We start from the raw sequence: 13,033 nt of genomic DNA on the forward strand, positions 1-13,033 counted from the left end.
CGGGGAATGGCGGGGAACAACGAGTCAGCCCGTCACGTCTCACAGCAGCTTCGCCGCAGGTCAGTGCAGGAGCTACCGCCAAAGAACCCGAGCTTCCCAAGCTGAGGGCACGGCGAAATCCCGCTGCTTAGGCGTCCTCAAGTGTCCTACCGTTCCGCGTATGACTCCGATCAGCCCCGAGAATCCGCTGACCTCAGAGGACGCCCAGGTGTTGCTCGCCATGCTCCCTTCCCAAGTCGAGATCAAGCGAGGCATGAGTGACTGGGAACTCGACCAGGTCGAGGAGCGCTGGGGGTTTCGCTTCGCTCCAGAGCACCGGACGCTGCTGGGTGCAGGACTGCCGACGGGCGGCCGTAGCTGGCCCGACTGGCGGGACGGCGACGCGGAGGAGTTGGCGGAGCGGCTGGCTTGGCCGATCGACGGTGTGCTCTTCGACGTGGAACACAGCGGCTTCTGGCATCCGGAGAGGGATCCGCGGCCTGCGAGCACTCAGGACGCCTTGAAGGTGGCTCGCACCTACTTGGCCAAGGTCCCGGTGATGGTGCCGATTTACTCGCATCGGTGTCTGCTGGCGGATCCGAACCGTACAGGCACGCCCGTGCTGTCGATGCACCAGACGGACATCATTTACTACGGCACCGATCTGGTCGACTACTTCCACCACGAGTTCGGTCGCCCGGTGCCCACACCGGAAGACCACCAGTACGCCACGATCCCGTTTTGGCCCTACTTCCTGGACTGAACGGCTCCCGAGCAGGACTGGCCCAGTACCCGCAGGATCAGGGGCGCACAGGATGACATCCACGGCTGACATCAACGACGCCGGACAGGGGCGTACGTCAGCGACTCTGTCCGGCGTTCACACCAGCCGACGACGGACGCCGGAGCGGACTCGGATCGAACTCCTAAAGCGGGTGTCGATGCAGGGCAGGGTTCACCGTTGTTCGCCCTGCTCTTTCTCCGCAAGCTAATGCCGGTTCCCGAGGAAGACGCGGCCGCAACGTGGGGGCAGGTTTAGCAGGAGCGTGGGTATCTATTCGTCCGGAGCATGGAACTTGATCCAACCGTCCTTGGCTTCCGTAGGACTTTGGCGGAGCGACTCCTCGGCCACCTCTTGTAGACCGACCGACTTGCCGTCTGCGCTATACAGCTTGTCCTCGCTCTTCAGGTAGTACGTGTCCTCTCCGCCTGGCACGTTCTTGAACTCCACATAGGCGAAGCAATAACCGGCAACATCCCCGTACTCGGAAGTGAGGATCTCGCCCCTGCTGGGTTCTTGGCTGACTGCGAGTCGCTGTTTGTCTTCCCCGAAGAGCTCAACCTTCTTGCCGGCGTTCTTGGGATAGCACGAACCGCCGCCCAGGTCTTCGAAGCGAGCACTCGCCATGGCCGAATGAACCCTCGCTGTGAATGGTGATCTGTCTACCCACGGTTCCCAGATGAAGAGAGTTAGGGCGATGAGTAGCACCGTACCGGCGGCAGTCCCGGCGACGACCGCGCGGCGGCCGAAGCGAGAGGAGCGCGGAGAGTCAGACGCTTTGACGAGGGATATCGAGGTCCGATCAGGCATCTCGGCATCATGCCACGGCGATCAACAACAGCTTACGTCATGGGAGTTGGAAAACGGTGCTTCAGCGTCACCGCGGATCTTCGGCCGGACGATGCGGATCGCCTCGGGCGTCAGCGGCGTAGCCGGATGCGCCTCCATCACGGCGGGTGTAAGAACTCCTTAAAACGGTGCTCACGGCGGAGACCTCGAAGCCTGCATCGAGCACATACTGACCATGCGAGAGGCCGCGGTCACGAACCGGCGACCCGAAGAGATACTGCTGGAGTAGCTGTCTGCCTGACGCGCGGCCTATTTGCGGACGGAGGAGCTCTACCGAGGCCCTCCCCATGGTCTGACCAGCAGTTATGCGCGCGATGCACGCGCCCTCCGGAGCCGTCTGTCGATCCGCTCGCCGCGGAAGGACTGACCGACAGCACCCGGCAACGTGGCTGAGGCCGGTGGGGGTACAGCGAGGCATACGCGCGCCTGGTCGGCCGACACACCCGCCATCGTGGTTGGCTGTCGTCAGCTGAAGTTCGTGCCACAACCGTGCCAGATGCAGGGGGCAGCCACGGTTAACACGGCACGCGGAGGACAGCGCCGAAAGCAGCACCAATGAGAAGACAGATTTCAAACTGTGACGCATCGGACAAGGTCGGCTGCGCTGGAAGCGGATCGGGTCATTTCTCCGCTTGTAGTTCGCGGAGAGCTTCTAAGCCATCATCTATGTCATCCGCACTCCCCGTGCTCGAAACGGGCGGAGCGTGCTTTGGTCAACGCCTCAGGTAGGTCTTTGGCCTTTTCATGTACCGGAACCCAACCGGTTTTCACGAATCCCTGCTGTGTCCCAATGTCGCCGGGGCTCACCATGGGTGCCAATTCAAGCGGCTCCCCCAGTTTGGGCAACGGGTCTGTCGTTTCAGGAATGGCAGTCCAGGACTGACAGAGGAGACCGTAGGGTCCCGTTTCGGAAACGAGAAATGGGGTTCGCGGGATATCGCCCACCAGAATCCTGAATCGATGTCCGCTCTTCCACTCCTCTCGTGCTACTTCCTCGCATCTGAGCTGATCCCGCTTGGTCGGCTTCCCGCCCTTGACTTCAATCCATGCTTTCGTTTCTGGGAGCCAGAAGTCCGGTAGGTACCGGCCGTGTTGGGTCTCAAACCCTTGCGGTTCGTAGTTCCACTCGATGCCGAGGGCATCAAAGAACACAGCCCATCGAGCCTCAAGACGGGAACGGAACCTACATCCTGCGTAGCGTGTTTCAATTGCTTTGGTAGCCATGCTAGTTCTCCTGATCAGCGTAGTCCGCACGATCCATCGCACACGATGTGGTGGTTAGGGCGAAGCTCGCGTGTGCGCTTTGCGTTTTCCAGGGTCTTGGTCGATTCCTTGCAGCCGTTCTCGCGGAGCCAGTCGGTGGTCTTGTTGAGACCCCACCCCTTTCACCGTCCGGGATGCACTGGTCATCCAAAAGTTCAACCATTCCTTCAAGGGTGGTCTTTCCGGACCCTCCTCAGCTTCCTGCGGACTGGCCGGACGTACCTTCCAGGCCGGAATCAAGTTTGTATTTGGTCTCACCAGGCGCCCGGTGTCGAGGACACGGCCACGGCAGTAGAAGCCGATCGGGGCGAGGGACCAAGCCCCAGCCTCGCACCATAAGCGCACCAGATAGATCGGGGAACACCGGGGAATCACGGCGAAGACAACCCAACTCGACGGGGCTGCGCCACGGCTGTTCGACCCGGTCAGCGACCGAACCCGCCGCGAATGATCGCAGCTTCCCAGGCTGAGAGCCCGAGCAACGTCGTTCCGCCGACGCTCGCACTTAGCACACGCCGCCCTAGCGGCACCGTGGAACCACCAAAGTTCCCTCAAAGGCGGTCGACCGGGCGACGCGACCGACATCTAGCCACTAAGAAGTGTTCATCTCGCTTAGCACCTCTTAGGAGGAGGCATGTCGTTCGCTGACCGAGTGCAGGCACTTCGGCTCCGCAAGCTCAAGATCCTGGACGACCACAACAAGAGGATTCAGAAACTGCAGCGCGCCCTCAACTCTGAGCTCTCGGAGATCGATCGAGAGATCCGTGAGCTGGGAGATGCCAGCGCGAGGCTTCCCTGTCTCGTGCGCATCACGCCTGGCCCCGAACTGACTGTGTATCACTCGGCTGATGTGCCCTGCGGACGAGTACACAACCGGCAAAACTTCAAGGTCATGCCGGAGATCGATGCCATGGACGCGTCTCCGTACGCCTACCTGGAGCGATGCTCGGCGTGTGGCTGGAAGCGAGCCGCCAAGATCCACGGCAACCATTTGATCGGAGAAGTGTAAGTAGTGGTGAGGGAAGCCGACGCCGGTAGTTACCTGTACTGGTCGGAGCGCCGCGTCGACGAGATCGCGTCCGACAACGGCGTCACCTGGGACAGTCAGCTGAGCTGGACCCTTAAGGCTGCCCCGCAAGGCGTCGGGGCAGAGGTTGGAAACCGAGAGCGGGCGGGTCTCACCCGCCGCGAAAAGGCTCGCAAAATCGAAAAGGTGATCGGGGATCAGGCCGTCTCCGCTTTCAGCGCACCGCCTCCTGCTCGCTTCGCCAAAGGCGTCGGTCAGGTTCACGTCGCGCGGTTCATCGGCGGGCCGGAGCGAGACAAGGGCGCAGTACTCCATATCGGAACAAGTAGTGTCGAAGGCCGACAAGTCGATCTAGTCCTCTTCGGTAGCCTGGACAGCTTCCCTGGCCACCCCTTTCGACCTTCAGACGCCCCGGCGGCCGGCTGGTTCTCCTCTGCTTGGTATGCCATTGCGGAGCTGCTGGAGAGCCGTGGTACTCGGAACACGTCCCAGTGGGACGATCCTGAATCGCTTTCCGTTGAGGCGCTGCACATAGCTCTGAACCAAGGGAGTGAGCACCCTGGGACCGATCATGAAGAACCTTGGACCCGCGGGCTCACTCTCGCGCACGCTCACGACTGTGAGTGGTTCGCTCAGATCTACACCGACGTCGAGTTGACTCGGAGCCGTTGGGCCTTCCGCGACAACAGACGGGGCGCAGACCGCATTTTGATCGGGGCCCCTGTGTGGGTGCGGACTGCGAGTCCAGACTCAGTGACCCGATACGCGGAGCTACGACGCGCGGCGAGTAGACGACCCCGCAGACTGCTGTCTCTGCGCGGAAGTCGTCGTCGCGGCGCCAGCTGACCGTCTCAGTTTCCGTCTCATTCAGCGCCGTTCACGGCCGTTCAACCGAGACCGAATCCGGTAGCCGCTCTCACGACCGGCCGTCCATGAACGCAGGTGAACGGCCTCGTTCGAAACCCTCGGGACCACCAACACAGTTGGAAAGCGAGCGCCTGCCATCGACCCGGGTCAGAGGTGGTGCGCGGTCGGTGCTGGCAGGTCACTGCTTGGCCATCGACGAAGCCCAGCCGTCGGTTAGGTCCCGGACGAGTCTCCGGGCCGCCCCCAGACAGGCCAGGGATGCAACCATTCCCTTCAGAGCTGGAACACCCGGAAGCCGACCGCGCGCTTGAGACCATAACCGCAGGCACTGACAGCGGACCTGGTAGTGATCGACCGTCAGCTGTAACCAGTTGGCCCCGCACCACAACTGCACCAGATCGGGCGGGGAACAGTGGGGATTCACGGGGAACGCAGGCGTCACCACCGACGCCGGAGCCCCCAGCCATTTGCCCAGTTCAGCACCCAAACGGGCTACAAATGATCGAAGCTTCCCAAGCTGAGAGCGCGAGTGCGCTCGTCACCCGCTCAACGACAAACCTCAGGTCAGAGACCGGGGGTCGTTTGCCGTCTAGTCCTGCGGGCGGGGCGCAACAATCGCACCATAAGGGCTGGGCGCCATGGCTCGACCAGACGCCGTGACCGAGGACCGTATGCCGAGCCACTGCTCGGCGTCCCAGGCTTCAAAGCGTTCTACTTCGGTGAAGCCCAGCGTTGCCGCGAGGCGCATTGAGGCGGTGTTGGCGGTTTGGGTGGTGAGGACTACTGGTTCGCCGGGGAGGGCGGCGGTGAACCAGTCGAGGGCTGCTGTGCACGCCTCGAAGGCGTATCCGTGTCCACACGACCGAGGCAGGAACAGGTAGCCGAGGTCGGCCTTTCCCGCGGCAGTCGGGCGATGGTGTTCCGGTGCTCTCCTGAGCAGGATCTGGCCGATCATCGCGCCGTCGAGCTCGACGACGAAGCTCCCGGGCCACTGTTCGGGCACCTCGGGTATGTCGCGCTCGAGTTCCTTACGTTGCCGGGGACCGCCGAGGTAGGTATGCACCTCCGGTGAGGCGAGGAGTTCGATGAACGTCGCACGGTCTTGGGCCAACGGCTCGCGGAGAACGAGCCGTTGGGTTCTGATGGGGGTGGGTGGCCAGGCGACGGGACCGAGTTCAATCATGGCGGGCAAGCTATCCCACGCCCATGCCAGGGATCCGAAAGAGGGCCATCTCCGGCCGTCTGCGCTTGGTCTTCTCCCAGTCAGAAGCCCTGCAGCGCCGTCAGCCCCGCCGTCCCTGCCAGCGCCGGCGCGGGCCCGTCTCCAGGCCGTCACGCCACCCTGTTCAACAAGTCGGCCAGTACGTCGGGCCGTTCCAGGGCGATGAAGTGGCCGGCCTTCGGCACCTGTGTGAAGTCGGCGGTCGGTAGCAGGTCCTTGTTGGCTTGGCGGTCTGAGGGGCGGGACCAGTCCTTCTCCCCGTAGATGAGGTGGATGGGGGCCTTGACCTCGGGGTAGAGGGAGCGGGCTGCGATGAGGGTGGGTAGGGCCTGGTAGACGGCGCGGGCGACCGTCGCGTAGCCGGGGCGGGTGCCTACCTGGAGGAGTTCGTCCAGGTAGTCCTCCCGTAGTGCGGTCTTGTCGCCGAGGCCGCCCTGAAGGATTTTGCGGAGGGCGGGCTTGGGTTCCACTCCGGCGATGACCTGGCCTACTCCCGGGGTGAGGACGCCGGTGACCACTACGCGGGCGAGGAGGCTGGAGCGGGCGATTCCGTCGCGGAAGTCGTACGTGTTCACCGCGACGACGCGTCGTACGCGCTCCGGGAGGTCGGCCGCGGTGGTCAGGGCGAGGACCGCGCCCATGGACTCTCCGGCCAACGTCACGTCGTGGAGGTCGAGTTCGGTGAGCAGGCGCTTGACGCCCTCGCGCATGGCCGGTTCGTCGTACGAGGCGCCGGGGACGATCTCGGAGTAGCCCATCCCGGGCAGGTCGAGGGCGTACACCGTGTAGCGGTCCGCGATCAGCGGGATGAGGTGGCGGAAGTGCTCGGCCTGGGTGCGCACGGTGTGCAGCAGGACCAGGGGGGCGCCGGTGCCCGCCTTGAGGTAGCGCAGGGTTCCCTCGCGTCCCTCAAGTCCCGCGCGCGGGGTGATGGTGTGGCTGGTGGTCCCCGGGATGTGGATCGTGGGACGTGACTCGGGTCTGGGCATCTCGCCGACTCCTTGTGTGAAGGGGTTACTTGGTCAGTTGGGCGTACAGAGCGGACAGGTCGTCGGCCAGGCCCGCCTTGACCTGGCGCGTGATGTCGTCGGCGAGTACCTCGTACGCGCCTGTCTCGACGCCGTCGAGGGCGAGGGCGGCGACGGTGCGTGGGTCGGACTTGGGTGCGTCGACGCCGGCCGCGAGGTCCGTGTCGACGTAGCCGACGTGCAGTCCGGTGACCGTGATGCCGCGCGGCTGCAGTTCCAGGCGCAGGGAGTTGGTCTGCGACCACAGGGCGGCCTTGGAGGCGCTGTAGGAGCCGCCGAGCGCCAGCCAGGAGAGCACGGAGTGCACGTTGAGCACGTGGCCGCCGCCGTGGCGTTCGATGATCGGCACGAAGGCTCGGGTGAGCAGCAGGGGGCCGTAGAAGTTGGTCTCGAATTCCCGGCGTACGTCGTCGAGCGGGGAGTCGAGGAAGGAGGCGCCGACCGACGCGCCGGCGTTGTTGATCAGTACGGTGACGTCTTGCGCCTGTGCGGCGGCCGCCGCCACGGAGGCCGGGTCGGTGACTTCCAGCGCTACCGGGATGGCGTCGGGGTGCGTGACGCTCCGCGGGTCGCGGGCCGTGGCGTAGACCTTGGCGGCGCCGCGCTCGTACAGCTCCTCCACCAGGGCCTTGCCTATGCCTCGGCTGCCGCCGGTGACGAAGACGTTGGCGCCCTTCAGTGCGGTCATGACTGCCTCCAGAGAGTGGGAAACCGCTCGGTTTCCGCATACCGTAAACCGATCGGTTTCACTGCGCAAGCCCAAGTGCACCGCCGCCATCCCCACCCACGAAGACGGCAACGGGCCCGGGGTGCTCAACTTCCGCCATCCACCGGACGGCGAGGGCGGATCGGGGGCGACCGGCAGCCCGGCTTTGCATGCCGAAACCGATCAGTTTACGGTGGTGAAACCGATCGGTTCCTCGCCGTGGAGGCGAGTCTCGAACCGAATCCCCAGGAGTCAGGAGTACGGATGACTGCCGCGCGCGACGCCGAAGGGCCACCCACGGCCCCACCTCCCCGGCTTCCGGCGAAGCTGGCCGCCCACCCCTCCGTGCAGGCCGTACTCGCCCGGCGCGCGGCCGGTGGCGTCGCGCGCCCGCCGGCGGTGATCGACGCGGCCTGGCTGCGCGAGCTGTGTCTGGCGGCCGGGGCGGACGATGCCGCCGCGGTCAGCCTGGGCCACCCCGACTGGCAGACCGTGGCCGACAGCGAGGACGCCGCCGACTACCGCTCCCGGGTCAGCGATTCCGAGAACGCCTCCATGCGGCAGAGCCTGTCCTCGCCTCCCGGCTACAAGTCCGGCTACTGCCTTGCCGTCTGCCCCGCCGGCGAGGACGTACTGGGCCCCTACCTGGATGACCGCAAGGCGTTCATGGACACCGTGCTGCGACCGCTCCAGGACAAGAAGGAGACCCTGTACGTCCTGCCGGGCTCGCACGCGCAGGAGTACGCCCAACGCCGCTTCCCCCACAAGCCCGTCAAAGAAGTCACCGGCGGCTGGCATCCCCCGGCCAAGCGTTCTGCGTCCGACTGACCGGCCGTTCCCGCTCAGCGGACAACCTGCAACCCTCGGGAAACCGATCAGTTTTCATTCCGTTGGAATCGAGTTAACCTCGCAGCATGACCATCGAGGCGAAGCCAAGCCCCCGCGAGCGGCTGCTGGAGGCAGCGGCCACGCTCACCTATCGAGCCGGTGTCGGTATCGGCGTCGAGGCGCTGTGCAAGGCGGCGGGGGTGTCGAAGCGCTCCATGTACCAGCTGTTCGCGAGCAAGGACGAGCTGCTGGCGGCGAGTCTGGAGCGGCGCACTTCCGCGTACGTGGCGATGCTCCTGCCCGGGGCGGACGACGACCGTGAGCCCCGCGAGCGGATCATGCACGTCTTCGAGCAGGTGGAATCGCAGGCGGGTATGCCCGAGTTCCGCGGCTGCCCGTTCCTGGCCGCGCAGATCGAGCTCAAGGATCAGGACCATCCCGCGAGCCGGGTGGCCCACGAGGTCAAGGCGAACCTGACCGCCTTCTTCCGCGCCGAGGCCGAGCAGGGCGGGGCCGACGATCCCGACCTGCTGGCCCGGCAGCTCAGCCTCGTCTTCGACGGCGCCAGCGCCCGCGCGGGAATCGGGGCCGACAAACTTACGGGGCTTGTCGCGCCCACGGTGACCACGCTGCTCGACGCGGCGGGCGTGCGCTGACGCGTCACCCTTTCCGAAACGCCCCCTTGCGTCCCGTACTCGGGGGAAGTCCAACCTCATTCTCCCCGGTTGCCCTCCCCCGTTCTCCCGCTTGCCTTGCGCGCGGAAACCGATCAGTTTACAGTGGAGGGAAACCGATCGGTTTTCAATGAGCGCGGGAGACATGATGGCGGCGACACATCAACCGGTGGCACTCGTGACGGGTGCGTCATCCGGCATCGGCAAGGAAACCGCGCTCGCGCTGGTCGCAGCGGGTTTCGACGTGGTCGGCACAAGCCGCGACACCTCGCGCGTCGCCCCGCTCGACGGCGTGACGTTCGTCGGCCTCGACGTGGCCAGTGACGCCTCGGTCGGCGCCGCGGTCAAGGAGGTGAGCGAGCGGTTCGGGCGGATCGACGTGCTGGTCAACAACGCCGGAGTCGGCTCGTTGGGAGCGGCCGAGGAAACCTCCGTCGCGCAGGCCCAGGCGGTCTTCGACACCAATGTCTTCGGGGTCATGCGCATGGTGAACGAGGTCCTGCCCCACATGCGCGCCCGGGGACGTGGACGCATCATCAACATCTCGTCCGTACTCGGGTTTCTGCCCCAGCCGTACATGGCCGCCTACGCCGCCTCCAAGCACGCGATCGAGGGCTACACCGAGTCCCTGGACCACGAGGTCCGCGACCACGGCGTACGGTCGCTTCTCGTCCAACCCGCCTACACCAGGACCGGGTTCGAGGCCAACAGCGCCAAGCCCGACACCCCTTTGCAGGTCTATGCGAAGCAGCGGCAGGCCGTCGACCGCGTCATGGCGGACGCGGTCAGGGGCGGCGACGACCCCGCCGTCGTCGCCAAGGCGATCGTCTCGGCAGCGACCGACGCCAAGCCGAAGCTGCGCTACACCGCCGGTCCCTTGGCCGGACGCGGACGCGTACTGCGCCGCCTCGCGCCCGCCGGAGTCTTCGACAAGCAGATCCGCAAGATGAACAAGCTGGCGGGCTGACGCGGAAGCACTCCCCTGGCGCCGCTGCGTGAACCCGTTAGCGGCGCGGTCCCGCGACGGCGTAGGCCGCGGTGCCGGTGACCGCGAGGGCGAGGGCCGTCCAGGTGCCCGCGGTCGTGCCGGGTGGCAGCAGCATCCAGGTCGCCACCTGCGTCGGCGTACTCGTCGCGGGCGGGGCGACGAGTGAGAGCGAGAGCCAGGCGAACGGCAGCGTCCATGCGTACTGGCCGCCCGACAGCGCCGCGCCCAGGGCGGCCAGTCCCATCAGACCCGCGCTGTCCCGGACGACGAACGCGGTGGTGGCCATGTCCTCCCCCATCGTCTGCGCCGCCAGCAGCACGGCGGCGACGACCGCGCCGGCGAGCAGCACGTGCGCCGCTCTGCGGGGCACCCAGCGGATCGCGGCCGTCCGGTCCAGCGCAAGGTCCTGCCCGCTGAGCCCGATCGAGGCTGCCATCGCCCCCGTGGCGAGGGCGAGTACGGCCGGCCGGGGATCACCGGGCCCCTCGCCCCCGTCCCGGGCGAGTGCCCACACCGCCACCGCGCCGATCACCACCGCGGCGAGCGCCGCGGGAACCTGCCGCGAGCGCGCGTACAGCATCAGCCATCTCACCCGGACGCACCGCTCTCCAGCACGGAGAACGCGTCGCCCTTGCAGGAGAGCGCGACGGCGCGCATCGCGTTGATCCGCGAGAGCTGCTCGGCCCGCGGAAGCGCCTTGAGTTCCTTCCACACCGTGCGGATCTCGGCTTCGCCCCCGGGGCGCAAACGTACCGGCTCTCCGCCGGTGAGCGACCTGAGGTCCCCGAGGACCCAGCCCGCCGCGATGGTCTGCGCGATTTGGTCTCCCCCGGTGCCGTTCCAGCCGACGGGGGAGCACCCCGGCACCATCCCCTTGGCGACCAGAGCCCGGGTCAGCTCCTCGCCCTTCGCGGCGGCGATGATCTCGTCGTCGAAGTCGAAGAGCACGGTGTGGCGGGACCACTGTGGCGTGGAGCCCTCCGGCAGTACGGCGGCGTTCTCCCGGACCGAGACCGGCGCCCGGCTGCCCAGGGCATCGTGCAGCAGGCGCAGCGCCTCCTTGCCGGGACCCGCCAGGTCGTCGAGTCGTGCCTGGTGGGTCTTCGTCACGCACACCGGGCCGTCGCACACCAGCGCCGCAGCCGCCTCATCGACGACGTACATCCGGCGCGGGTCGGAGGGGAGGACGAGCAGGGCGAGCACCGCGCACGCCAGGACGGGCGTCAGGGCGAGCAGCCGGGCGCGCAGGGTCGCGGCGACCAGCAGCGCGAAGCCGGTCGCGGCGATGCCGAGCACCCAGATCGTCTGCCCGACGTGTACGGAGGCGGAGAGCGTGACGAGCACACCGCGCACCTCTTCCACCGCCGGTGACAGCAGGGAGATCCGGTTCGGCTCTGTGATCTCGACGCCCTCCGCCGTGATCGTCCGTGTCCGGCCCAGCGACATGTGCATGAGGGCCGTGAACACGAAGGCGGTCATGGCCAGCGCGGGCGGGGTGAGCGCGGACGGCAGGGCCCTCCCGGCCCCCATGCCCAGCACGGCCCCCGCGACCAGGAAGAGTGCTCCCACCAGCGAGATCGGCAGCCATCCGAGGTGCGCGTACCCGGCGTTGGCGAACACCTGGACCCCACCCACGAGGACGAGGAGCGCGAAGGCCGAGGCCAGCGTGATCGCGGTCGTGCCCGCCAGCGTGGCCGCGCGGTGCCAGGCGGGCCGCGGCGTGCTCGTCAGCAGCTCGGACATCTTCGAGCGGTGGTCGCGCAGCCCCTGCAGCGCCCCGAGTCCCACGACGAGCGGCCACAGGTAGAACAGCACGCCGCGGGTCCACAGGGCCAGGGGTGTCCACTGGGCCGTCCACGCCGTGGTGCCCGTCCACGACGAGACGTTGATCAGGTATAGGAACGCCAGCGCGGTCGTCAGGACCACGGCGCCTGCCCACGGGGCGATGGAGCGCTTCAGCTCGATACGCAGGACACTGACGTTCACCAACTGCCCCTTCCCTGCTGGGTGTTGAGCAGCATGGCCGAATAGCCGCGCTCCAGCGGGCTGTCACCCTCGTGCTCCGCGCCGCCCACCGAGGCCAGCTCGTCCGGAGGGCCCTGGAAGACCAGCCGGCCCTCGGCGAAGAGCACCACGTCGGTGCAGGCGGCGGCGACGTCCTCCACCAGGTGAGTGGAGACGACCACGCAGGTGTCCGTACCGAGCTCCTGCAGCAGCTCGCGGAAGCGCAGCCGCTGCGCCGGGTCGAGGCCCACCGTCGGTTCGTCCAGCAGCAGGATCGACGGATCGTTGACGATGGCCTGGGCGATGCCGACCCTGCGCACCATGCCGCCCGACAGCGTCTTCATCCGCGCATCGGCGCGGTCCGCCAGACCCACCCGTTCCACGGCGCGTTGCACCGCCCCCGGGATCTCCGCCTTGGGGACCTGCTTCAGCCACGCCATGTACTCGACGAACTCGCGCACCGTAAAGCGCTTGTAGTAGCCGAACTCCTGCGGCAGATAACCGATCCGGCGGCGCAGCGCACGGTGCTCGCCCCTGCCGCCCACGGACTCGCCGAGCAACTCCAGGCTCCCCTCGGCGGGGCGCAGTACGGTGGCCAGCGCCCGGATGAGCGTGGTCTTCCCCGCCCCGTTGGGTCCGAGGATGCCGTGGACGCCGGTGCCCAACGACAGGTCGAGCCCGTCGACGGCCATCCGTTTCCGGCCGGCCCTTACCTTCAGACCGGTGGCCCGGATCTCCCAGGCGTAGGGCGTGGGCGCGATGTCGGCCGCGCTTACCGCGGGCATCATGCGGTTTCCTTTCCGACGGACGGACGGTC

At 66.8% G+C, this 13,033-nt stretch carries 14 protein-coding genes; 6 read left to right on the forward strand and 8 right to left on the reverse strand.

Annotation, left to right across the window (positions count from 1 at the left end):
* Positions 1 to 160: 160 nt before the first annotated feature.
* Positions 161 to 742 carry a hypothetical protein gene (locus ACQEVY_RS22115; protein WP_432951099.1) on the forward strand — a complete coding sequence of 194 codons (582 nt, stop codon included), beginning with the start codon at positions 161 to 163 and terminating at the stop codon, positions 740 to 742.
* 291 nt (positions 743 to 1,033) lie between these two features.
* On the opposite strand, the gene ACQEVY_RS22120 is transcribed toward ACQEVY_RS22115, so the two are convergent.
* Both ACQEVY_RS22120 and ACQEVY_RS22125 read right to left on the reverse strand, forming a co-directional pair.
* Positions 1,034 to 1,570, reverse strand: coding sequence for a hypothetical protein (locus tag ACQEVY_RS22120; protein WP_432951101.1), 537 nt, complete (start codon positions 1,568 to 1,570; stop codon positions 1,034 to 1,036).
* A 708-nt stretch (positions 1,571 to 2,278) separates the two neighbouring features.
* Positions 2,279 to 2,833, reverse strand: a complete 555-nt coding sequence (locus ACQEVY_RS22125; RefSeq protein ID WP_432951102.1) for a hypothetical protein — start codon at positions 2,831 to 2,833, stop codon at positions 2,279 to 2,281.
* A gap of 673 nt (positions 2,834 to 3,506) precedes the next feature.
* Here ACQEVY_RS22125 and ACQEVY_RS22130 point away from each other — a divergent pair.
* Together ACQEVY_RS22130 and ACQEVY_RS22135 are read left to right on the forward strand one after the other, a co-directional pair.
* Complete coding sequence (locus ACQEVY_RS22130) at positions 3,507 to 3,881, forward strand: hypothetical protein (RefSeq protein WP_432951104.1); 375 nt, start codon at positions 3,507 to 3,509, stop codon at positions 3,879 to 3,881.
* 6 nt (positions 3,882 to 3,887) lie between these two features.
* Positions 3,888 to 4,745: a DUF7019 family protein gene (locus ACQEVY_RS22135; RefSeq protein WP_432951106.1), complete on the forward strand. Its 858-nt coding sequence runs from the start codon at positions 3,888 to 3,890 to the stop codon at positions 4,743 to 4,745.
* Between the two features lie 610 nt (positions 4,746 to 5,355).
* Here ACQEVY_RS22135 and ACQEVY_RS22140 read toward each other — a convergent pair.
* The 3 genes from ACQEVY_RS22140 to ACQEVY_RS22150 all read right to left on the reverse strand — a co-directional run bounded on the left by ACQEVY_RS22140 (position 5,356) and on the right by ACQEVY_RS22150 (position 7,704).
* Positions 5,356 to 5,949 (reverse strand): GNAT family N-acetyltransferase, encoded by a 594-nt coding sequence (locus ACQEVY_RS22140; protein ID WP_432951108.1) that lies wholly within the window; start codon positions 5,947 to 5,949, stop codon positions 5,356 to 5,358.
* Positions 5,950 to 6,098: 149 nt separating this feature from the next.
* Positions 6,099 to 6,977 carry an alpha/beta fold hydrolase gene (locus ACQEVY_RS22145; RefSeq protein ID WP_432951110.1) on the reverse strand — a complete coding sequence of 293 codons (879 nt, stop codon included), beginning with the start codon at positions 6,975 to 6,977 and terminating at the stop codon, positions 6,099 to 6,101.
* A gap of 25 nt (positions 6,978 to 7,002) precedes the next feature.
* On the reverse strand, positions 7,003 to 7,704 hold the full coding sequence (locus ACQEVY_RS22150; RefSeq protein ID WP_432951112.1) for an SDR family oxidoreductase: 702 nt from the start codon (positions 7,702 to 7,704) through the stop codon (positions 7,003 to 7,005).
* A 282-nt stretch (positions 7,705 to 7,986) separates the two neighbouring features.
* Between ACQEVY_RS22150 and ACQEVY_RS22155 the strand changes: the two genes are divergently transcribed.
* From ACQEVY_RS22155 to ACQEVY_RS22165, 3 genes are all read left to right on the forward strand, one after another.
* A complete protein-coding gene (locus ACQEVY_RS22155) occupies positions 7,987 to 8,550 on the forward strand; it encodes a hypothetical protein (RefSeq protein WP_432951114.1) in 564 nt (187 codons plus the stop codon).
* A gap of 86 nt (positions 8,551 to 8,636) precedes the next feature.
* Positions 8,637 to 9,206 carry a TetR/AcrR family transcriptional regulator gene (locus tag ACQEVY_RS22160; RefSeq protein ID WP_432951116.1) on the forward strand — a complete coding sequence of 190 codons (570 nt, stop codon included), beginning with the start codon at positions 8,637 to 8,639 and terminating at the stop codon, positions 9,204 to 9,206.
* 166 nt (positions 9,207 to 9,372) lie between these two features.
* Entirely contained in the window at positions 9,373 to 10,191 is an 819-nt protein-coding gene (locus ACQEVY_RS22165; RefSeq protein WP_432955342.1) for an oxidoreductase, read from the forward strand.
* A 37-nt stretch (positions 10,192 to 10,228) separates the two neighbouring features.
* Here the strand turns inward: ACQEVY_RS22165 and ACQEVY_RS22170 are convergent, their stop codons facing one another.
* From ACQEVY_RS22170 to ACQEVY_RS22180, 3 genes are read right to left on the reverse strand one after another with little or no spacing between them, the layout of a single operon-like run.
* Positions 10,229 to 10,804 (reverse strand): hypothetical protein, encoded by a 576-nt coding sequence (locus tag ACQEVY_RS22170; RefSeq protein ID WP_432951118.1) that lies wholly within the window; start codon positions 10,802 to 10,804, stop codon positions 10,229 to 10,231.
* On the reverse strand, positions 10,801 to 12,198 hold the full coding sequence (locus ACQEVY_RS22175; RefSeq protein ID WP_432951120.1) for a hypothetical protein: 1,398 nt from the start codon (positions 12,196 to 12,198) through the stop codon (positions 10,801 to 10,803). Before ACQEVY_RS22175 ends, ACQEVY_RS22170 begins: the two co-directional genes overlap by 4 nt.
* Entirely contained in the window at positions 12,195 to 13,004 is an 810-nt protein-coding gene (locus ACQEVY_RS22180) for an ABC transporter ATP-binding protein (protein ID WP_432951122.1), read from the reverse strand. Before ACQEVY_RS22180 ends, ACQEVY_RS22175 begins: the two co-directional genes overlap by 4 nt.
* Between the last annotated feature and the right edge of the window lie 29 nt (positions 13,005 to 13,033).

The sequence above is a fragment of the Streptomyces sp. CA-288835 genome, from assembly GCF_050936385.1.
GTDB lineage: Bacteria > Actinomycetota > Actinomycetes > Streptomycetales > Streptomycetaceae > Streptomyces.

What these genes read in the sequence shown, in the direction of transcription:
- ACQEVY_RS22115 (WP_432951099.1), top strand. Translation starts at nt 161, where the DNA reads ATGACTCCGATCAGCCCCGAGAATCCGCTGACCTCAGAGGACGCCCAG.
- ACQEVY_RS22120 (WP_432951101.1), bottom strand. Translation starts at nt 1,570, where the DNA reads ATGCCTGATCGGACCTCGATATCCCTCGTCAAAGCGTCTGACTCTCCG.
- ACQEVY_RS22125 (WP_432951102.1), bottom strand. Translation starts at nt 2,833, where the DNA reads ATGGCTACCAAAGCAATTGAAACACGCTACGCAGGATGTAGGTTCCGT.
- ACQEVY_RS22130 (WP_432951104.1), top strand. Translation starts at nt 3,507, where the DNA reads ATGTCGTTCGCTGACCGAGTGCAGGCACTTCGGCTCCGCAAGCTCAAG.
- ACQEVY_RS22140 (WP_432951108.1), bottom strand. Translation starts at nt 5,949, where the DNA reads ATGATTGAACTCGGTCCCGTCGCCTGGCCACCCACCCCCATCAGAACC.
- ACQEVY_RS22145 (WP_432951110.1), bottom strand. Translation starts at nt 6,977, where the DNA reads ATGCCCAGACCCGAGTCACGTCCCACGATCCACATCCCGGGGACCACC.
- ACQEVY_RS22150 (WP_432951112.1), bottom strand. Translation starts at nt 7,704, where the DNA reads ATGACCGCACTGAAGGGCGCCAACGTCTTCGTCACCGGCGGCAGCCGA.
- ACQEVY_RS22155 (WP_432951114.1), top strand. Translation starts at nt 7,987, where the DNA reads ATGACTGCCGCGCGCGACGCCGAAGGGCCACCCACGGCCCCACCTCCC.
- ACQEVY_RS22160 (WP_432951116.1), top strand. Translation starts at nt 8,637, where the DNA reads ATGACCATCGAGGCGAAGCCAAGCCCCCGCGAGCGGCTGCTGGAGGCA.
- ACQEVY_RS22165 (WP_432955342.1), top strand. Translation starts at nt 9,373, where the DNA reads ATGGCGGCGACACATCAACCGGTGGCACTCGTGACGGGTGCGTCATCC.
- ACQEVY_RS22180 (WP_432951122.1), bottom strand. Translation starts at nt 13,004, where the DNA reads ATGATGCCCGCGGTAAGCGCGGCCGACATCGCGCCCACGCCCTACGCC.